Consider the following 17,470-nt stretch of genomic DNA (forward strand, 5'->3'; position numbering starts at 1 on the left):
CCTGCCTGTCCTTCGCACATATTGGAGATCATCATGAGCAAGCGCCGCCTTGGCCGCACAGAGCTTTTCATCGACCCGCTGGTTTTCGGCTGCAATGTGCTGGGCTGGACGCTGGAGGAGCAGGCCGCTTATCCGGTGCTGGATGCATTCCTCGATGGCGGCTTTTCTGCGCTCGATACCGCCGACAGCTATGGCAAGGGCAAGTCCGAGACCATCATTGGCAACTGGATGAAGGCGCGCGGCAATCGCGACAAGGTGCTGGTGTTCACCAAGGTGGGTTCGGACATGGGCCAGGGGCACCGCGACCTCAGCGCCAAATGGATCGAGGAAGAGGTGGATGCTTCGCTGAGGCGCCTGCAGACCGACTATATCGATCTCTACCAGACGCACTGGCCGGACCCGGAGACGCCGCAGGAAGAGACGCTGGCGGCGCTCGACAGGATCGTGAAGGCCGGGAAAGTCCGCTATATCGGCTCGTCCAACCAGGACACGACGCTGCTGACGGAGTCGCTCGGCATCTCGAAGGCCAAGGGCTACGCGCGCTACGAAACCATCCAGAACGAGTTCAACCTCTACGATCGGGCGAAGTTCGAAGAGGTGCAGGCGACCTGCGTAGCCGAGGAGGTGTCGGGGATTGGCTATTTCAGCCTGGCTCGCGGGTTCCTCGCCGGCAAGTACCGCAGCGCCGCCGACGCGCAGAAGAGCCCGCGCGGCGCGACGGTGGTGGAGAAGTACCTGAACCCCAAGGGCTTCCGAATCCTTGAGGCACTCGACGCGGTCAGCAAGCGGACCGGGGCGCTGCCGGCCGAGGTGACGCTGGCCTGGATTGCAGCGCAGCCGGGCGTCGGAGCACCGATCGCATCGGCGACTTCGGTGGAGCAGGTGCAAAGCCTGATGCGCGGCGCCAACCTGTCGTTGAGCGCAGCGGACATCAAGGAATTGACGGACGCCGGGAAGTGAAGATCAGCCTCATCTCGCTTTTGATCGCGGCAGCGCTGCTGGCCTCCCCTGCCCTGGCGCAGGAGGCCGGTTGGCATTACTCGCCGCTCGAGGGCGAGGGCGACCGGGCGGCGCTCGGTTGCGGGTTTGGGTCGACGCCGGCTGAATTCGCCTGCCTCGCGGTGCGCTGCGAGGCCGATTTCGGGGTGGGGCTGCACATCTATACCAGTCGGCCGGGCGGCGACGCGGGGCGCTGGCGGATCGAGTTCGACAAGGAGAACAGCTACGAACTCGATGCCAAGCCGGATGCCTCGCCATACCATGCGCGCGTCGAAGGCGACGTGGCACCGGTGCTCGACGCGCTGAAAAATGGCGCGATCGCCTATCTCGATCCGAAAGCCGGACCTGAGGTGCCCAAGAATGGCATCTCGCTGGATGGTTCGCTCTACGTGATCAACCAGGCGCTGTATTTCTGCGCGCCGAAGGTGCCGGTGGAGGCATCAGCCGATCAGGCGACCAAGTAGCCGCCGTCGATCGGCAGGATCGCGCCGGTGATATAGCCAGCGAGCGGCGAGCAGAGGAACAGGGCGGCGGGCGCCAAGTCCGCCGGAGTGCCCCAGCGGCCGAGCGGGGTACGGCCCATCAGTTCGGCATTGCGGGCCTCGTTGGCCCGGGGAACGGCGGTCATCGCCGTTTCGATCCAGCCGGGGGCGAGGGCGTTGACGCGGATCGCCTCCTTGGCGAAAGCGGTGGCCAGCGACTTGGTGAGACCGGCGACGGCGTGCTTCGAAGCGGCGTAGGCCGGGGCGTGCGGCGCGCCGAAGAACGAGAACATCGAGCCGATGTTGAGAATGGCGCCGCCGGCGAGCTTTTCGCGGAAGGCGTAGGCGGTGCGCATCGAGCCGTTGAGGTTGATGTCGATGACGGTTTCGAAGCCTTCGACGGTGTGCTCGGCGGCGCGGAGGTTGACGCCGGCGCAGTTGATGAGGGCGGCCACGCTGCCGAAGGTGGCGGCGTATTCGGCGACCTGTTCGGTATTGCGGACGTCAAGCTGGGTGTAGCGGAAGCGCGGTTCGGCGGCGGCACCGGACTCGACCTCAGCCTGGGTGGCGCCGGTGACGTGGACGATGGCGCCGGCATCGGCGAAGGCGCGGCCGATGCCCTGGCCGATGCCGGAGGTGCCGCCGGTGATGACCACGGTCTTGTTGGCGTAGAACTCGCTGGCCCAGTGGCTCATCGCACGAACTGGTCCACGTAGTCGGCGCCGAGGCCCACCTTGTCGTAGTGCTTCTTGCACATGTCGATCTTGGTGAAGACGTCCTCGAAGCCGATCTGCTTGTTGTCCTTGTCGAGGTAGACCATGCACCCGGAGATGTTGAAGAAGGTGATCATCTCGGGGGTGTCCTCGGGGACAGTCAGAGTGTGGATCTCGCCGGGCGGCTCGAACACGTAGGAGCCGGTTTCGGCGACCCAGTCGTGCTCGAGATAGTGCCAGCGGCCCTTGATGACGTAGCCATGCACGGGCTGCGGGTGGAGGTGGCGGCTGAGGATGCCGGCGCGGCGGACGCGCAGCAGGTTGCACCACTGGCCCTGCAGGGTGTTGAGGAACAGCGGCCGGAACCACACGCCTTCGGCCTGCGGCACCCAGACCCGCTCATCCTCAGGGACGGCGGTGATGGCGATTTCCCTGGGCGCCATCGGGTGCGCCGAGCCGTTGAAGGTCTCGTACATGGGCGGGTCTCCTCCCCAACTGGTATGGTAGCTTAGGCGGCGCCAGCTAACCCTGCCAGTCGACCTACGTCTAGGCCAGCCGAGTCCTTACCAGTGGAACTCCTCGACGTTCTCGCGGGCACCGAGCAGGAAGGCGTCGCCGAGCAGGCGCAGGGGCGAGCCGTCCATCTCGGACTTGCCCTTCTTCAGGAGCTTGGCGAAGCGCTCGTAGATCGCCTCGTACTCCTCGGACGGGTTGGCGACGGTTTCCTTGCCGTCGACCTTGAGCACGGTACCGCCCCTTTCGAGCTTCAGCTGTGTGCCCTTGCGGGTCTCGATGGCGACGGTCCAGATCTCGCCGGATTCCTCGAGCCAGTTGAAGCCGGCGCTGAGCTTGGGCTGGTGCTTTTCGGCCGACTTGAAGACGATCTCGGCATCGACCGGAGTCTGGCGGTTGGCGGGGAATTTCAGCTTCGCACTTTCGACGAAAACCGGGAACGGCATGATCTTGGTGAAGATCGACATAGCGTTGATGCCGGGATCGCAGACGCCGAAGCCGCCGGGCTCCCACACCCATTCCTGGCCCGGGTGCCACTTGCGGACGCTCTCGCGCCAATCGATGCGGACCGAGGCAACGCCTTCATCCTTGAGGATGAGCTTCGCGGCATCGACGGCGGCGTTGTAGCGGGAGTGCCAGGTCTGGAAGAGCACCTTGCCCTTCTTCTCGCCATAGGTGACGAGGTCCTCGAACTCGGTGATGGTGGGGGTCGGCGGCTTTTCGAGCAGCACATCCATGCCGGCGTCGATCGCCTCGCGGACCATGCCGTGGCGGACGCCCGGCGGGGTGCAGATGGCGACGAGCTTGACCTCGGGCATGGCCTTGTAGAACTCGGCGGGAGTCTTGAACACCGGCACATCGCGGTGGCCGAGGCCACGTGTCGAGACGCAGGCCGCGAGCTCGAAATCCGGGCTCTTGTCGATCACCGGCAGGTGCTGATCCTGCGCGATCTTGCCGACACCGATGACGGCGATCTTCTTTTTGGCCATTGCCGAAATGCTCCCTGAAACCGGCGCGCACTTAAGAGGAAGCGGTGGCCGATGTGAAGTTGCTAACTCACAAAAATCGTCCGGCTGCCTAAGACGGCGTATGATGGCCTGCGGAACGGGAGAAATGCGATGTCACGGGCATTCGTCAGCGAAGGCAACAGCGTGCCGCAAGTGTTCGCCTCGGCGGAAAGTGCTGAGAGCGCCGCCAACCTGCAGCGGGCGATGGACGGCAAGGACTTCGACTATGAGGTGCGGCCCCGCGGTCGTGGCGGCTACATGGTGGCGCGGCTCACCAAGGACGGTGAGTTCGACAGTTGGGTCGAGGAATAACCTCTCCTCGGGGTCGAAGAGTAGCTAGCGCACGATGATGGCGCGGAAGTCGTTGACGTTGGTGCCAGTGGGGCCGGTGACGAGCAGGCCGCCGATGGAGCGGAAGGCGTTGTAGGCGTCGTTGTCGGCAAGCGCCCGGCGCGGATCGATGCCGGCGGCGCGCATGCGGCCGGCGGTGTGGCCGTCGCATATGGCGCCGGCATTGTCCCCTGCCCCATCGATGCCGTCGGTATCGGCGGCGAGGGCGGTGATGCCATCTACGCCGTCGATGGCGAGGGCGAAGGCGAGCAGGAACTCGGCGTTGCGGCCGCCGCGGCCATCGCCGCGGATGGTGACGGTGGTCTCGCCGCCGGACAGCAGCAGCGTCGGCCGGGTGAACGGGCGGTTGCGCGTCCGAATCTCGCGGGCCAGGGCAGCATGGACCCCGGCGACGTCGCGCGCCTCGCCCTCGATGGCATCGGAGAGGATATGCGGCTCGAGCCCCGCCTGCTGCGCTTCGGCGGCGGCCGCTTCGAGCGACAGGGCGGTGGAGGCGATGATGCGGACGGTGTTGTGCTGGAAGCGGGCATCGCCGACGGCGGGTGTCGGGTTGAGGTCGGAGGCCAGCAGTTCCTCGGCGGCCGGCGGCAGTTTCAGCCGATAGAGCGAGGCGAGGTGACGGGCTTCTGCGCGGCCGGCGGCCAGCGGGACGGTGGGGCCGGAGGCGACGAGCGAGGGATCGTCACCAGGAATATCGGAGACGATGAGTGTTGCGACACGCGCCGGCGATGCGAGTGCCGCAAGGCGGCCGCCCTTGATGGCGCTGAGCTCGTTGCGGATGACGTTCATCACCGAGATCGGGGCGCCGGAGGCGAGCAGCATTTCGTTGACCGCCTGCTCGTCCTCGAAGCTGAGGCCGGGCGCCGGCTGCGGCAGCAGCGCCGAGCCGCCGCCGGAGATCAGCGCCACCACCAGATCGTCATGACTGAGGCCGGAGACCTTCTCCATCAGCCGGCGGGCGGCGAGATAGCCGGCGACATCGGGTACCGGGTGGGCGGCCTCGACGATTTCGATGCGCTCGCAGGGCGTGCCGTAGCCGTAGCGGGTCACCACCAGGCCGGCATGGATCGGGCCGGGCCAGGCCAGTTCGAACGCCCGCGCCATCTGCGCCGAGGCTTTGCCGGCGCCGATGACGATGGTCCGCCCCCGGGGCGGCGGCGGCAGGTTGGCGGCGATGGCGTGCTGCGGCTGGGCGGCATCGACGGCGCGGTGGAACAGCCGTTCGAGAAGGTCGCGATCCATGGCGTTCCAAGGTGCTGATTTGGCGGCATATTGTCGGCGACGAGAGGTGAGCGCAAGCCGCACCACCGAAGGCACCTCGCAGTACACGGTTCGTTTATTTGGCGACAAAATAGCCGTTCAGCCGCCATTCAGGCGGAAATTGCGATCATTGCCACCACCAAATCGCGACAACGTTCGCGAGCACCAACATCTTCGAGGCAGAAAGAATGAACGCCAAAACCATTATCCTCGCGGGCCTGCTGATTACGGCTACTTCGGCGGCCCTGGCGGGCAATATCTATATCCCCATCGACATCGACCCGCCGCACAAGGACGAAGTGCACCTAGGCGATGACACCCCGTCGAAGGGCGGCGGGAAGCCTGAACCGGCAACGAACCACTTTTCCGACATCGAACTGACGAGCCATATCGTCGAGGCTATTGGGCCGATCGGCCCCGGCCCTGCCACGCCGAAGGCGCCCGGCGGCATCCTCGTGGTCGACGACAACCCGCCGATCGTCATCCTCGATGACGGCGTCGGCAGCGGTGGTCCCGGAGCGTTCGGCGTGAACGGCAAGGCGGGCGGCGCCCTCGTGATCCGGCTGGCCTGCATCGTCAAGGCCCAGGGATTGGTGCTGAGCAATGTCGGCGAGACGGATGCGCCCCAGGGCCTCAAGCTGCGTTGGCGAGTGGGCGCGGACAAGGGTTCGCTGCAACTCGACAAGCGGCTCGACGCCGGGCACGCGGCCCTCCTGCCGGGTATCGAGGCGACGGCAGGCGAGGCCTGCGGCATCAAGTTGCTCTCCTAGGCAGGCCTGCCTGCTTCAAGGCCAGCGAGACACCGGATGCAGGCTTCGGCCTGTGTCCGGCAGGCAACTCTCGCGCATCGTTGTGATGAACCGCGGCTAAATGGCCCCCTCACGGTGAGTTCAACAGGCGGACCATAGTTGCCGTGGTAACAAACCAACGACATAGTCGGGCATCGATCGTGGACGCGATCGATGGGCCTGCGCAGGAAACAACAATGAACCGAATTCGTCCTATCGCGGGCGTCTTGCTCGCGACACTGATGCTGCCGCTCTTTGGTATGGCAGCTTATGCCGGGGAAGTCCTCCCACTCGACCCGGGTGGCGGCCTGCCCCCCATCGATGGAACCGGTCCGGCCGACGAGCATGGACTCCCGCCGCCCGATCCCTCGGGTACGGGCCCGGCAGGTCCGAAGGACAGTGGTGGGGATGATGGCAGCTCGTCCGACTATGTCGAGGAGCCGACACTGCAGACGCGGCACTTCGGCTTCAATGTGGAATTGAGCTGTGCCGTTGCGGGAACGCCGCGCGCGATCGTCGTGGTCAACCACAGCGCGGAAGACCTGCCGCCGGGTACCCGGATCAAGTGGCAGCTGAAGAGCGAGGGCAAGCGCGGCTTCTTTGCGCTGCTGAGCCCGCTGCCAGGCGGCGATACGCTGGTTGCCGACAACGTGCTCGATGGCGGGGCCGACCAGGCCGCGGCTTGCGTGGCGCGGGTCATCTGATCCACGCTGCCACGCGCGGTGGACGCCTTGCGGGACTGACAAAAAACTGACATCGAACGGGGCTAGTCACCCCCGTTCCTTGCCTGTCCCTCGCCGAGCCGCGACCCGATGCCCGAACGCTTTGCCATCTATTATGCGCCCGGAGCGGATGAGCCGCTGTGGCTGAAAGCTGCCGAGTGGCTGGGGCGCGATCCGCTCACCGGTGCGACGCTTGATGGGCCGCTGGCCGGCACGACGCGCGATGCGCTGTTCGACCGGAGCGTTTCGGCGCGGCGCTACGGCTTCCATGCGACGATCAAGGCGCCGATGCTGCTGCGCGAAGGAAAGTCGCGAGCGGAACTCGAGCATGCGCTCGCGGCGTTTGCCGAGGAAAGCGAGCCGGTGGCGATCGGGCGGCTGAAGCTGGCGCTGATCGACGGCTTCCTGGCGCTGATCCCGGCGAACCAGACTGCCGAGTTGACCGACTTCGCCGGCGAGGTAGTGGAGGCGTTCGAGCCGTTCCGCGCCCTGCCGTCGGCGGCTGAGCGCGAGCGGCGGCTGAAGGGCGGGAACCTGAGCGAGCGGCAGATCGAACTGATGGACCGGTTCGGCTACCCCTACGTGTTCGAGCAGTTTCGCCTGCACATGACGCTCACCGACCGGCTGCCGGAGGCCGAGCGCGAGGCCTATACGCGCGCCGCCGCAGCGCATTTCGGGGCGTTGGCGGAGGCGGAGACGGTGCTGGACAGGCTCGTGCTATTCCACGAACCAGAGGCAGGGGCGCCGTTCATGCGCCTCGGTGATTTCATGCTCAGTGGGGAGGCCGTCGATGAGCGAGTTCGCGCTCGGTAACGCCAGGATCGTACTCGGCGACGAGGTGATCGAGGGTTCGGTGCTGGTCCGCGACGGAGTGATCGCGGCGATCGAGCCGGGCCCGGCGCGGAACGCCGAGGACATTGGCGGCGACTATGTCATCCCCGGGCTGGTTGAGCTCCATACCGATCATTTCGAGAACCACTACCGGCCGCGGCCGGGGGTGACCTGGAACGCCATCGCGGCGCTGCAGAGCCATGATGCGCAGGTGGCGGGCGCCGGCATCACCACGGTGTTCGACGCCGTGCGCATCGGCTCGGACCCCGAAGTTGGCGACATCACCGCGGACGTGCGCGCAATGGTCGAGGCGGTGGCCGAGGCAGATGCGAGCGACCGGCTCAGGGCAGACCACCACATTCACCTCCGCTGCGAGCTCGCAACGCCCGACGTGGCGCAGCACTTCGAGGACAATTGCAGCAACCCGATCGTGGGGCTGGCCTCGCTGATGGACCACACTCCGGGCGCTCGGCAGTACACGACGCTCGAACACTACATCGCCTATTACCAGAAGAAGATGCGCTTCTCGGACGACGAGATGGCGCAGTACATCGCCGACCGGCAGGCCGAGCGCGACAAGTATGCCGACAAGAACCGCGCAGCGATCCTGAAGCGCGGTCGCGAGATCGGGCTGGCTTTCGCGAGCCATGACGACGCGACAGTCGAACACGTCGACGAGGCGGTGCGCGACGGGATGGCGATTGCCGAGTTTCCGACCACCATGGAAGCGGCGCGCGCCTGCCACGAGGCCGGCATGGCCGTGCTGATGGGTGCGCCCAACGTGGTGCGCGGCAAATCGCACAACGGCAATATCTCGGCGGCGGAACTGGCGCGGGCCGGCGTGCTCGACGTGCTGAGCTCGGACTACGTGCCGTTCTCGCTGATGTACGCGGCGTTCCTGCTGCCGGAAGTGGCCGACAATATCACCCTGCCGGAATCGGTGGGCATGGTGACGGCACGGCCCGCGGCGGCAGCGCATCTCAGCGATCGCGGCGAGATCGCCATCGGCAAGCGCGCCGACCTGGTGCGGGTGCGGCGGACCGATCCGGTGCCGGTGGTGCGCTCGGTGTGGCGCCAGGGCAAGCGGGTGAGCTGATGAGCCACGGCGCCCTCGTCCTTGTGGTCGGACCGTCGGGCGCGGGCAAGGACACGCTGATCGGCGCGGCCAAGTCCGCGCTGGCCGACGATGTCCGCTTCAGCTTTCCGCGCCGGGTGGTGACCCGGACAGCGATGGTGGAACTCGAGGATCACGACAGCATCGACGTCAACGAATTCGGCTGGCAGAAGCTGCGCGGCGCCTATGCGCTCGACTGGGAGGCGCACGGGCTTTGCTACGGGGTGCCGGCGGCGATCGACGCGGCAATGGTGGCGGGACGGATCGTGGTGGTGAACACCTCGCGCAAGGTGATCGAGCGGGCGATCGAGAAGTACCCGGCCTGCCACGTGCTGCTGGTGACGGCGCGGCCCGAGGTGCGAGCAGCCCGGCTCGCCGGACGCGGGCGAGAGACTGCAGAGGAGGTGGCGGCACGGCTGCAGCGCGAGGGCGCACCGGTGCCCGAGGGCGTCGTGCCGACGATCATTGACAATTCGGAGGGGTTGGACGAGGGGATCGCGGGGTTCGTCGCGGCGCTCAAATCCATCGCCGATTGAACCACAGCCGGGACTGGCGCGTTGCCTTTAGCAACAGCGTCACGGGGACCGGCATGACCAGAAGTTCGCTCTACACCGTTATCGCAGTGCTGGCGGCGATCGCCGTCGGCTTTGGCATCTACATCGCCTACCAGGAATCGCAGAAGCCGGCGCTCGAGATTCGCGTCGACGAAGGAGGGATCAAGATCGATGGCAACGGTGGTTGACGAGGCCCAGCGCACACAGCTGATCGAGGAAGCGCTGAAGCATGCGCTGGCGCGCCAGCCGGTGCAGACAGTGGCGGAACTCGACCTCACCAAGCTCGCTGTCGATATCGAGGCGGTGATCGGCGCCGGGGGACCGCATCCGCTCGACCCGGAAGGTGACGGACTGACCACCGACGAACTCAATGCGGCGAACGATCTGTAAGCCGCAAAAGACAAGGGGCCGCCCGTCTCACCCGGGCGACCCCTGATTTTGTATCTAGCCGGCCCATCCGGACCGCACACTCGAAGCGGAGAAGTCTTCACCTTCTCCTGAGCGCGAATTGGCTAGAGCTTGGCGACACACACCTTGCCGACACCGGCGTTCTTGGTGCCGAGCTGGGCGGCGGCGGCCTTGCTGAGGTCGATGATGCGGCCCTTTGCATAGGGACCGCGGTCGTTGATCGTGACCTTGATCGACTTGCCCGTGCGCTGGTTCGTGACCTTCACGACCGTGCCGAGGGGGAGAGTCTTGTGGGCCGCGGTCATGGCATTCTCGTTGAACCGCTCGCCCGAGGCCGTCTTCTTGCCGTGGAAACCTGGTCCATACCAGGACGCCCCACCGCACTGATCTGCCATGGCACCTGTGACTGAGGTCATGAGGCCCGTCACGAGGGCTGCTGCGGCGACCAGAACGATTTTCCTATTCAACCTTGGACTACTCACGCTTGTTTACGATGGTCGGACAAGGCTTTGCCGGTGTGGCGACAATATGAACCGAATCTGAACGGAGCGCTTCCAAGTGCAACCGTTGCTGAAATGCATCAGTAGCACTACCGCTGGCCGTTCTATTTTAGCGCGAGATTCCAGAAACTTGTCGGCTCGTCGCCAAGACTCCGGAAGGCATAGCGGGTGCGACGATTTTTCGACTCTGGGCACGTACATCAGTGACGGGAAGGGTTGGCGGAGCGGCAATTGTGGCGCGATCGGGTCCGGAATGGCCGGTTCAGGGGCTCCCCGCTGCGCTGGAATGATCCTGAAACGAGCCGAAAGCGCCGACCGCAGCGTCCCTCCCGGTGCATGCGATTTCTCAATTTTGACCAATTGATAAAATTTCGGAGCTGCGTTAGCGTCCTAGTCTGGAATGGCTCTAAAGGAGAGGGAGCTGCCGATGAGCGGGGGAATGCTCAAGCAAGGCATCGCACCGGGACGTCTTGAACCCGGCCAGTACACACGCAACTTTTCCGACCTGCATCCGGCGCTCGACCGGCACGAGGCTTTCGTCGAAGCCGACAGGTGCTACTTCTGTTTCGATGCGCCGTGCATGAACGCCTGCCCGACCGAGATCGATATCCCGATGTTCATCCGGGAGATCTCGACGGACAATCCGCTGGGCGCGGCCGAGACCATCTTCGAGCAGAACATCCTGGGCGGCATGTGCGCCCGGGTTTGTCCGACCGAGCAGCTCTGCGAGGACGCCTGCGTCCGCATGGAGGCCGAGGGCAAGCCGGTGAAGATCGGCCACCTGCAGCGTTACGCCACCGATATCGCGATGGCGGAGAACGCGCAGTTCTTCGAGCGCGCCGAGGCGACCGGCAAGAAGGTCGCCGTAGTTGGCGCTGGTCCGTCGGGTTTGGCGGCGGCACACCGGCTCGCGGTGCATGGGCACGACGTGACGGTCTACGACGCGCGCCCCAAGGCGGGCGGGCTCAATGAATACGGTATCGCTTCCTACAAGACGCCGGATGGGTTCGCGCAGGCGGAGGTGGAGTATGTCACCGCCATCGGCGGCATCGATATCGAACTAGGCCAGGCGCTGGGGCGCGAACTGTCGCTGGATGGGCTGCTGAAAACCCATGACGCGGTGTTCCTCGGCGTCGGCCTGGGCGGCGTCAACGCGCTGCGGGCCGAGGGCGAGACTGATGGACCCGATGGGCTGGCCGATGCGGTGGATTTCATCGCTGAGCTGCGCCAAAGCACTGACCTGTCGTCGCTCCCGGTGGGACGGCGCGTGGTGGTGATCGGCGGCGGCATGACGGCGATCGACGCCGCCGTGCAATCGAAGCTGCTGGGCGCCGAAGAGGTGACCATCTGCTACCGGCGCGGACAGGAGCATATGAACGCTTCGAGCTTCGAGCAGGATCTCGCGGCCTCGAAGGGCGTCACTATCCGGCACTGGCTGCAGCCCAAGCGGGTGCTGAGCGAGAATGGCAAGGTGACCGGGATCGAGCTTGAGTACACCGAGTTGAAGGACGGCCGCCTCGTTGGCATGGGCCATACGCTGACATTGCCGGCCGACCAGGTGTTCAAGGCGATCGGCCAGACGCTCGAAGATGAAACAGCGGCAGGGCTGACGCTCAGTGCTGGGCGGCTCGAGACCGACGCCGAAGGCCGCACGTCCCGGCCGGGCGTGTGGGCCGGCGGCGACTGCATCGCGGCCGGCGACGATCTGACCGTCACCGCAGTGGCGCAGGGGCGCGACGCGGCCGAGAGCATCAACCGCTATCTCGCTGGAAACTGAGGGAGTTAAGCCATGGCTGACATCCGCAACAATTTCGTCGGGATCAAATCGCCCAACCCGTTCTGGCTGGCTTCGGCACCGCCGACCGACAAGGCGTACAATGTCGAGCGCGCCTTCAAGGCGGGCTGGGGCGGCGTGGTGTGGAAGACGCTGGGCGAGGAAGGCCCGCCGGTGGTCAACGTCAACGGACCGCGCTACGGCGCGATCTGGGGCGCCGACCGGCGACTGCTCGGCTTCAACAATATCGAGCTGATCACCGATCGCGACCTGCAGAAGAACCTGCAGGAGATCAAGCAGGTCAAGAAGAACTGGCCCGACCGCGCGGTGGTCGTCTCGCTGATGGTGCCGCTGGCCGAGGAGAGCTGGAAGTCGATCCTCGCCGTGGTCGAGGAGACCGAGGCCGACGGCGTCGAGCTCAATTTCGGCTGCCCGCACGGCATGAGCGAGCGCGGCATGGGTGCCGCGGTGGGCCAGGTGCCCGAATACATCGAAATGATCGTGCGCTGGTGCAAGGCACACACTCGCATGCCTGTGATCACCAAGCTGACGCCGAACGTCACCGATGTGCGCCGTCCGGCGCGTGCGGCGAAGAGCGGCGGCACCGATGCGGTGTCGCTGATCAACACCATCAACTCGATCACCGGCGTCGATCTCGACAATTTCGCGCCGATGCCGACGATCGACGGCAAGGGCACGCATGGCGGCTATTGCGGCCCGGCGGCCAAGCCCATTGCGCTGCACATGGTGGCCGACATCGCCCGCGACCCGGAGACGTATGGGCTGCCGATCTCGGGCATTGGCGGAGTGACCACCTGGCGCGACGCAGCGGAGTTCATGGCGCTGGGTGCCGGCAACGTGCAGGTTTGTACGGCAGCGATGGTCTATGGCTTCAAGATCGTCGAGGAGATGATCTCGGGGCTATCGAACTGGATGGACGAGAAGGGCCACCGGACGCTCGAGGACTTCACCGGTCGCGCGACCCGCAACGTCACCGACTGGCAGTACCTGAACCTCAACTACGTCACCAAGGCGCGGATCGACCAGGAGAAGTGCATCAGCTGCGGCCGCTGCCACATCGCCTGCGAAGACACGTCGCACCAGGCGATCACCAAGGAGAAGGACGGCAAGCGCCACTTCGAGGTGATGGACGACGAGTGCGTGGGCTGTAACCTGTGCGTCAATGTCTGCCCGGTGGAAGACTGCATCACCATGATCCAGCTCGAGCCGGGGATGCTCGACGCGCGGACCAAGAAGGTGGTGGAGCCGACCTACGCCAACTGGACGACGCACCCGAACAATCCGATGCGCAAGTCGGTGGAGCCGGCCGAGTAAAGCAGTTCCTGCGAACGTGCCGAAGCACCCGACGGCCGTGGGCCTCGGGGTTTCCTGTCAGTCTTGCCGTTTCTTGCGAAAGCGGCACGGGCGGGACTTCGTCCCTGTGGCGGTCGTCCGCCGAACTGTACAAGGTTGGGACTTTCGCCCCGCCCATTGCGAACGGTCTTTTGGCTCGATGGTGCGCAAAGCGGACGCTTCCACCAAACCCTAGAAGCGGCGCCCCGCCCCTAGCCCGAACCCTCCCCGCGGCGCCGCGTAGCGCCTCGCATCGGAGAGGTGGGGGGAGGATAGGAGACGGGCGGAGTGCGGGGATAAGTTTTGCGGAATACCAACTGTCCGAGCAGCGGGTCCCGGCTTTCGCCGGGATGACGGCCGGTGGGTGTGGCATCCTCGTTGCTGAGGCTGCGAGGGGATTAACCGTTCGCTAACCATGCGCCGATGACCGCCTTCATCGCTAAGGATTGGTGAACGGGCAGCCCTCTAGCGTGCGCCAAACGTAGGAGAGGCGCATGGGGCAGAGGGTTCGAGACCTGGTTCGGCCGGTCCGGTCATCGGATGGCGGAGCGCCCCAGGCGGACCTGGCTTTGCCGAACCCGCGACGGCTGCTGATCGTCGGCATTATTTCAACCGTGGTCCTCGCGCTGACGGTGATCGGCGCGGTGTGGTTCGCGGTGGCGTCGATCGATCAAGCCTCGGTATCCGCCGAAACCGAGCGGGCGCAGGTGGCGCTGCGGGTGGTGCTGGCGGACGGAGCGCTGCCGGATGTGGCGACGGCCGAGCGGCTCGCCGAGGATTTCGGTTTCACCGGCGCGCATTTCGTCAGCGGTGGCGCTCGCCCGGGCGAGATCTCGACGACGGTTCCGGGCTCCGATGCCCGGCTTTCGTGGCAGCCGCGACGGTTCGGGACAGAGATGTTCTACAAGCTGGCGCCGATCCGGCTGTTTGCCTGCGGACTGTTCCTGGCGGGCGTGGTGTTTGTGCTGAACCGGCTTTACCGGATCTCGCGAGACCTGGAGAAACGCCGGCAGGCTGCCCAGGAGCTGGCGTCGCGCGACGCGCTGACCGGCCTCTACAACCGGCTCGGCTTCGACCAGCAGCTGGCGCGCTCGGCCAGCAACCCGGCCCTGCTCTATCTCGACCTCGATGGCTTCAAGCAGGTCAATGACAGCTTCGGCCACAATGCCGGCGACGACCTGCTGCGCATCGTGGCGCAGCGGCTGACAGGCATCGCGCGCGACGGCGATATGGTGGCGCGCATTGGTGGCGACGAGTTTGCCATCCTGCGCGGTCCGCCGACATCACGCGCGGCCCTCGCGGAACTTGCCTCCGATATCGGCCTCGCCCTGAGCGAGCCGGTGAAGCTCGGGCTGTCGCAGATCCAGGTCGGTGCAAGCATAGGCATTGCCATGGGCAGCGCCTATGGCAATGACAACGGCCGGCTGGTCGGCGCGGCCGATGCGGCGCTCTATCGCGCCAAGGCCTTGCCCGGCCACGCTTTCGTCTTCGCAGACACCTCCATGGCCGACGCCGCCTGACTGTCCGGACTCGTGCCGGAACAGCGGACTCGACACCGACACTAATCGTGGATATGTCTTGTCCACGATTGGAGTCTGACGATGAAGCTTGGCGATGGTGTGGAACAGGCGATCCACTGCATATTGGTGCTGGCGGGGTTGCAGCCTGACGGCGCACTGCCGGCCGCGGCGCTGGCCGAGTATCACGGCGTGTCGACCAGCTATTTGCTGAAGCACCTGCAGGCGCTGGCGGGCGCCGGCCTGCTTACGTCCGTGCCCGGGCCGCGTGGCGGCTATCGGCTGGGGCGACCGGCCGACAAGATCAACCTGCTCGATGTGGTGCTCGCCGTTGAAGGTGCGGGGCCGGCGTTCCGTTGTGCCGAAATCCGGCAGCGCGGGCCGGATCCCCTGCCCTCGAAATTCTACGCCAAGCCGTGCGCGGTCAGCGCGGCGATGCTGAAGGCGGAGCGCGCCTATCGCGACGAGTTGCGCAAGGTCAGCATCGCCGAACTGAACAGCAACCCGGGCACCCCGCTCGGCGACGCCATCGACAAGCGCAGTTGCGCCTTTCTCGAACTGCATGAGCGGCGCCCAGCCGCCGGCTGACCATTTCCCACCAAGCAAAGGACTGATCCCATGCGAGCTCGACTCGACATCTCCAAGGCTGCGCCGGACGCCTACCGCGCAGTGGCAGCACTCGATCGCTTCGTGGTCCGCGAAAGCGGGCTCGAGGCCCGCTACATCCACCTGATCAAGCTGCTGGCCTCGCACATCAATGGCTGCGCCTATTGCGTCGACATGCACACCAGGGAGGCCCGGCACGATGGCCTATCCGAACAGTGGATCGCGCTGGTGAACGTGTGGCGCGAGTCGCCGGTCTACAGCGATGCCGAACGGGCGGTGCTGGGCTGGACCGATGCGCTGACCCGGCTTGCCGAAACGCGTGCACCGGACGAAGCGTTCGAACCGCTGCGCCTCCACTTCACTGACGAGCAGATCGGCAATATCACCATCGCCATCGGCACGATCAACGTCTGGAACCGGGTAGCGGTCGGATCTCGGATGGTGCACGCCATCGCGCCGGTGAGCCAGGCGGCCTGACGGCACAATTATTCGGTGGGCCGGTGTCGATTCCGGCCTGCCCCGCGCGTCGTTGTCCTGTAACTGGAGCATTCACCGTTTCGGTGAAGCGAGGAAGTGCACCAGGTTCTTGATTGGTCGCGCTTTCGAGGCGGAAAAGCCTGCACCTTTTCCTGAAAGCGCTCTAGCGGCGCATCCGAGGGAGTTTTTTTGCATGTTCTCGACGTTACTCATTCTCGCCCATCTCTTGCTGGGCGGCGCCTTCATCGTCTTCGGCGTCCGCAACATCCAGGCCATTCCGGGCCTTGCGACGTTCCTCGCCGGACGCAAGATCACGCAGCCGGACACGGCCGCGAAGTTCGGTGTCGCCTTGCAGATCGTAGGTGGAGCGCTGACGGTGCTGTCGCCGTTCGTGCCGTTTGCCGGTGTGCTCGGCGGGCTGGCACTGATCGTATTCCTGGTCCTCGCCACGGTGCTGTTCCATCCGTTCTGGGAATTCACGGGCGAGGAGCAGAAGCCGCATGTCCAGTCGTTCATCATGAACACCGGCCTGACCGGGGCCTTCCTGCTCGTCGTCGCCTATTCGCTCTAGCCGTCCGTGAGCGTTGCCGGCACGACCATCGACGCCAGCAGCGAGATGCGACAGCGCCTGCTGTCGCATCTCGCCATGCTGCTGTTTGCGGGGCTGATCGCCGGCTCGTTCACGTTCGGCGCGCTGACGGTGCCCTACATCCACGCAGTGCCGCTGAACGCGCTGCGGTTCGTATTGGCTGCGGCGCTGATGGGGGCGTTTGCGTTTGGGGTGGCGCGGCAGAAGTTCGTGTTCCCGGCGGCGCCCTGGCGCTTCGGGATCAACGGCTTCCTGACTGCCGTCTACTTCGTCACCATGTTCATCGCGCTGACGATGACCAAGCCGGTGGCGACAAGTGCGGTCTATACGCTGGTGCCGCTGATGACCGCGGTGACGGCGTATTTCATCGTCGGGCAGCGGTCGGGCTTCGCGGTGCTGATCAGCCTGGTGCTCGCCGGGCTGGGCGCCATCTGGGTGATCTTTCGCGGCGACATCGACGCGTTGCTGCGCTTCGATGTCGGCCAGGGCGAGCTGATCTACTTCGTCGGCTGCGTCGCCTACGCGATCTACACGCCGCTGCTGCGCCGCTTCAACCGAGGCGAGTCCGCGCTAGTGCTAAGCTTCTGGACCATGGTGGCGACGGCGGTGTGGATCACCGGCTACGGGCTGCCTGAGATCCTCGCGACCGACTGGGTGCACCTGCCGCCACTGGTGTGGTGGGTGGTGCTCTATCTCGCCATCGGCCCGACGGCAGTGTGCTTTTTCCTGATCCAGTACGCCTCGGCGCGCCTGCCGGCCGCCAAGGTGATTGCCTATGGCTACCTGGTGCCGGCCTTCGTGATCGTGTTCGAGGGACTGGCCGGACATGGCTGGGCGAGCCTCAGCGTCGCCGCCGGGGCGATGGTCACGGTGCTGGGGCTGGTGGTGCTGGCGCTGCTGCGGGAGCGCTGA

Annotated in this window: 22 protein-coding genes; 17 read left to right on the plus strand and 5 right to left on the minus strand. The window is 65.7% G+C overall.

Going from position 1 to position 17,470, the window contains the following annotated elements; translation table 11 throughout:
• The first annotated feature begins 33 nt into the window (after positions 1-33).
• Entirely contained in the window at positions 34-960 is a 927-nt protein-coding gene (locus AC1DYL_RS06640) for an aldo/keto reductase (protein WP_477172508.1), read from the plus strand.
• A complete protein-coding gene (locus AC1DYL_RS06645) occupies positions 957-1,463 on the plus strand; it encodes a hypothetical protein (RefSeq protein WP_477172509.1) in 507 nt (168 codons plus the stop codon). The genes AC1DYL_RS06640 and AC1DYL_RS06645 overlap by 4 nt, the downstream gene beginning before the upstream one ends.
• Here the strand turns inward: AC1DYL_RS06645 and AC1DYL_RS06650 are convergent.
• From AC1DYL_RS06650 to AC1DYL_RS06660, 3 genes are all read right to left on the minus strand, one after another.
• Positions 1,448-2,176, minus strand: a complete 729-nt coding sequence (locus tag AC1DYL_RS06650; RefSeq protein WP_477172510.1) for an SDR family NAD(P)-dependent oxidoreductase — start codon at positions 2,174-2,176, stop codon at positions 1,448-1,450. The two genes, AC1DYL_RS06645 and AC1DYL_RS06650, sit on opposite strands and share 16 nt — an antisense overlap.
• Positions 2,173-2,670, minus strand: a complete 498-nt coding sequence (locus AC1DYL_RS06655) for a 2,4'-dihydroxyacetophenone dioxygenase family protein (RefSeq protein WP_477172511.1) — start codon at positions 2,668-2,670, stop codon at positions 2,173-2,175. Before AC1DYL_RS06655 ends, AC1DYL_RS06650 begins: the two co-directional genes overlap by 4 nt.
• An 87-nt stretch (positions 2,671-2,757) precedes the next feature.
• Positions 2,758-3,696: a Gfo/Idh/MocA family protein gene (locus AC1DYL_RS06660; RefSeq protein WP_477172512.1), complete on the minus strand. Its 939-nt coding sequence runs from the start codon at positions 3,694-3,696 to the stop codon at positions 2,758-2,760.
• 129 nt (positions 3,697-3,825) lie between these two features.
• Between AC1DYL_RS06660 and AC1DYL_RS06665 the strand changes: the two genes are divergently transcribed.
• Positions 3,826-4,026 (plus strand): hypothetical protein, encoded by a 201-nt coding sequence (locus tag AC1DYL_RS06665; RefSeq protein ID WP_477150990.1) that lies wholly within the window; start codon positions 3,826-3,828, stop codon positions 4,024-4,026.
• A 24-nt stretch (positions 4,027-4,050) separates the two neighbouring features.
• Here the strand turns inward: AC1DYL_RS06665 and AC1DYL_RS06670 are convergent, their stop codons facing one another.
• Positions 4,051-5,307: a glycerate kinase type-2 family protein gene (locus tag AC1DYL_RS06670; RefSeq protein WP_477172513.1), complete on the minus strand. Its 1,257-nt coding sequence runs from the start codon at positions 5,305-5,307 to the stop codon at positions 4,051-4,053.
• A gap of 206 nt (positions 5,308-5,513) precedes the next feature.
• Here AC1DYL_RS06670 and AC1DYL_RS06675 point away from each other — a divergent pair, with 206 nt between their 5' ends.
• The 7 genes from AC1DYL_RS06675 to AC1DYL_RS06705 all read left to right on the plus strand — a co-directional run bounded on the left by AC1DYL_RS06675 (position 5,514) and on the right by AC1DYL_RS06705 (position 9,724).
• Complete coding sequence (locus tag AC1DYL_RS06675) at positions 5,514-6,095, plus strand: hypothetical protein (protein ID WP_477172514.1); 582 nt, start codon at positions 5,514-5,516, stop codon at positions 6,093-6,095.
• A 215-nt stretch (positions 6,096-6,310) separates the two neighbouring features.
• On the plus strand, positions 6,311-6,817 hold the full coding sequence (locus tag AC1DYL_RS06680) for a hypothetical protein (protein WP_477150987.1): 507 nt from the start codon (positions 6,311-6,313) through the stop codon (positions 6,815-6,817).
• Positions 6,818-6,925: 108 nt separating this feature from the next.
• Positions 6,926-7,648, plus strand: a complete 723-nt coding sequence (locus AC1DYL_RS06685) for a DUF1045 domain-containing protein (RefSeq protein WP_477172515.1) — start codon at positions 6,926-6,928, stop codon at positions 7,646-7,648.
• Complete coding sequence (locus AC1DYL_RS06690) at positions 7,626-8,762, plus strand: alpha-D-ribose 1-methylphosphonate 5-triphosphate diphosphatase (RefSeq protein ID WP_477156785.1); 1,137 nt, start codon at positions 7,626-7,628, stop codon at positions 8,760-8,762. Before AC1DYL_RS06685 ends, AC1DYL_RS06690 begins: the two co-directional genes overlap by 23 nt.
• Positions 8,762-9,316, plus strand: coding sequence for a phosphonate metabolism protein/1,5-bisphosphokinase (PRPP-forming) PhnN (gene phnN / locus AC1DYL_RS06695; RefSeq protein WP_477172516.1), 555 nt, complete (start codon positions 8,762-8,764; stop codon positions 9,314-9,316). The genes AC1DYL_RS06690 and phnN overlap by 1 nt, the downstream gene beginning before the upstream one ends.
• A gap of 53 nt (positions 9,317-9,369) precedes the next feature.
• Positions 9,370-9,522 (plus strand): hypothetical protein, encoded by a 153-nt coding sequence (locus tag AC1DYL_RS06700; protein ID WP_477150983.1) that lies wholly within the window; start codon positions 9,370-9,372, stop codon positions 9,520-9,522.
• Positions 9,506-9,724 carry a hypothetical protein gene (locus AC1DYL_RS06705; RefSeq protein ID WP_477150982.1) on the plus strand — a complete coding sequence of 73 codons (219 nt, stop codon included), beginning with the start codon at positions 9,506-9,508 and terminating at the stop codon, positions 9,722-9,724. The genes AC1DYL_RS06700 and AC1DYL_RS06705 overlap by 17 nt, the downstream gene beginning before the upstream one ends.
• A 122-nt stretch (positions 9,725-9,846) precedes the next feature.
• Here the strand turns inward: AC1DYL_RS06705 and AC1DYL_RS06710 are convergent, their stop codons facing one another.
• On the minus strand, positions 9,847-10,209 hold the full coding sequence (locus tag AC1DYL_RS06710) for a septal ring lytic transglycosylase RlpA family protein (protein WP_477150981.1): 363 nt from the start codon (positions 10,207-10,209) through the stop codon (positions 9,847-9,849).
• Between the two features lie 460 nt (positions 10,210-10,669).
• Here AC1DYL_RS06710 and AC1DYL_RS06715 point away from each other — a divergent pair, with 460 nt between their 5' ends.
• The 7 genes from AC1DYL_RS06715 (at position 10,670) to AC1DYL_RS06745 (ending at position 17,470) form a co-directional block, all read left to right on the plus strand.
• The gene (locus AC1DYL_RS06715; protein WP_477172517.1) at positions 10,670-12,019 is read left to right on the plus strand and encodes an NAD(P)-dependent oxidoreductase; all 1,350 of its coding nucleotides are present in this window, start codon (positions 10,670-10,672) and stop codon (positions 12,017-12,019) included.
• Positions 12,020-12,031: 12 nt separating this feature from the next.
• A complete protein-coding gene (gene preA, locus AC1DYL_RS06720; RefSeq protein ID WP_477150979.1) occupies positions 12,032-13,351 on the plus strand; it encodes an NAD-dependent dihydropyrimidine dehydrogenase subunit PreA in 1,320 nt (439 codons plus the stop codon).
• A 512-nt stretch (positions 13,352-13,863) separates the two neighbouring features.
• Positions 13,864-14,889, plus strand: coding sequence for a diguanylate cyclase domain-containing protein (locus tag AC1DYL_RS06725; protein ID WP_477172518.1), 1,026 nt, complete (start codon positions 13,864-13,866; stop codon positions 14,887-14,889).
• Positions 14,890-14,970: 81 nt separating this feature from the next.
• Positions 14,971-15,474: an RrF2 family transcriptional regulator gene (locus AC1DYL_RS06730; protein WP_477172519.1), complete on the plus strand. Its 504-nt coding sequence runs from the start codon at positions 14,971-14,973 to the stop codon at positions 15,472-15,474.
• Between the two features lie 30 nt (positions 15,475-15,504).
• Positions 15,505-15,969 carry a carboxymuconolactone decarboxylase family protein gene (locus AC1DYL_RS06735; RefSeq protein ID WP_477150976.1) on the plus strand — a complete coding sequence of 155 codons (465 nt, stop codon included), beginning with the start codon at positions 15,505-15,507 and terminating at the stop codon, positions 15,967-15,969.
• A 193-nt stretch (positions 15,970-16,162) separates the two neighbouring features.
• Positions 16,163-16,540: a hypothetical protein gene (locus AC1DYL_RS06740; protein WP_477150975.1), complete on the plus strand. Its 378-nt coding sequence runs from the start codon at positions 16,163-16,165 to the stop codon at positions 16,538-16,540.
• A 6-nt stretch (positions 16,541-16,546) separates the two neighbouring features.
• Positions 16,547-17,470, plus strand: coding sequence for a DMT family transporter (locus AC1DYL_RS06745; protein WP_477172520.1), 924 nt, complete (start codon positions 16,547-16,549; stop codon positions 17,468-17,470).

The sequence above is a fragment of the Devosia sp. P1_H9 genome, from assembly GCF_056405135.1.

Excerpts from the sequence above, each read along its gene's own strand:
- AC1DYL_RS06640 (WP_477172508.1), top strand. The coding sequence starts at position 34 with ATGAGCAAGCGCCGCCTTGGCCGCACAGAGCTTTTCATCGACCCGCTG.
- AC1DYL_RS06650 (WP_477172510.1), bottom strand. The coding sequence starts at position 2,176 with ATGAGCCACTGGGCCAGCGAGTTCTACGCCAACAAGACCGTGGTCATC.
- AC1DYL_RS06655 (WP_477172511.1), bottom strand. The coding sequence starts at position 2,670 with ATGTACGAGACCTTCAACGGCTCGGCGCACCCGATGGCGCCCAGGGAA.
- AC1DYL_RS06660 (WP_477172512.1), bottom strand. The coding sequence starts at position 3,696 with ATGGCCAAAAAGAAGATCGCCGTCATCGGTGTCGGCAAGATCGCGCAG.
- AC1DYL_RS06665 (WP_477150990.1), top strand. The coding sequence starts at position 3,826 with ATGTCACGGGCATTCGTCAGCGAAGGCAACAGCGTGCCGCAAGTGTTC.
- AC1DYL_RS06670 (WP_477172513.1), bottom strand. The coding sequence starts at position 5,307 with ATGGATCGCGACCTTCTCGAACGGCTGTTCCACCGCGCCGTCGATGCC.
- AC1DYL_RS06675 (WP_477172514.1), top strand. The coding sequence starts at position 5,514 with ATGAACGCCAAAACCATTATCCTCGCGGGCCTGCTGATTACGGCTACT.
- AC1DYL_RS06680 (WP_477150987.1), top strand. The coding sequence starts at position 6,311 with ATGAACCGAATTCGTCCTATCGCGGGCGTCTTGCTCGCGACACTGATG.
- AC1DYL_RS06685 (WP_477172515.1), top strand. The coding sequence starts at position 6,926 with ATGCCCGAACGCTTTGCCATCTATTATGCGCCCGGAGCGGATGAGCCG.
- AC1DYL_RS06690 (WP_477156785.1), top strand. The coding sequence starts at position 7,626 with ATGAGCGAGTTCGCGCTCGGTAACGCCAGGATCGTACTCGGCGACGAG.
- phnN (WP_477172516.1), top strand. The coding sequence starts at position 8,762 with ATGAGCCACGGCGCCCTCGTCCTTGTGGTCGGACCGTCGGGCGCGGGC.
- AC1DYL_RS06700 (WP_477150983.1), top strand. The coding sequence starts at position 9,370 with ATGACCAGAAGTTCGCTCTACACCGTTATCGCAGTGCTGGCGGCGATC.
- AC1DYL_RS06705 (WP_477150982.1), top strand. The coding sequence starts at position 9,506 with ATGGCAACGGTGGTTGACGAGGCCCAGCGCACACAGCTGATCGAGGAA.
- AC1DYL_RS06715 (WP_477172517.1), top strand. The coding sequence starts at position 10,670 with ATGAGCGGGGGAATGCTCAAGCAAGGCATCGCACCGGGACGTCTTGAA.
- preA (WP_477150979.1), top strand. The coding sequence starts at position 12,032 with ATGGCTGACATCCGCAACAATTTCGTCGGGATCAAATCGCCCAACCCG.
- AC1DYL_RS06725 (WP_477172518.1), top strand. The coding sequence starts at position 13,864 with ATGGGGCAGAGGGTTCGAGACCTGGTTCGGCCGGTCCGGTCATCGGAT.
- AC1DYL_RS06730 (WP_477172519.1), top strand. The coding sequence starts at position 14,971 with ATGAAGCTTGGCGATGGTGTGGAACAGGCGATCCACTGCATATTGGTG.
- AC1DYL_RS06735 (WP_477150976.1), top strand. The coding sequence starts at position 15,505 with ATGCGAGCTCGACTCGACATCTCCAAGGCTGCGCCGGACGCCTACCGC.
- AC1DYL_RS06740 (WP_477150975.1), top strand. The coding sequence starts at position 16,163 with ATGTTCTCGACGTTACTCATTCTCGCCCATCTCTTGCTGGGCGGCGCC.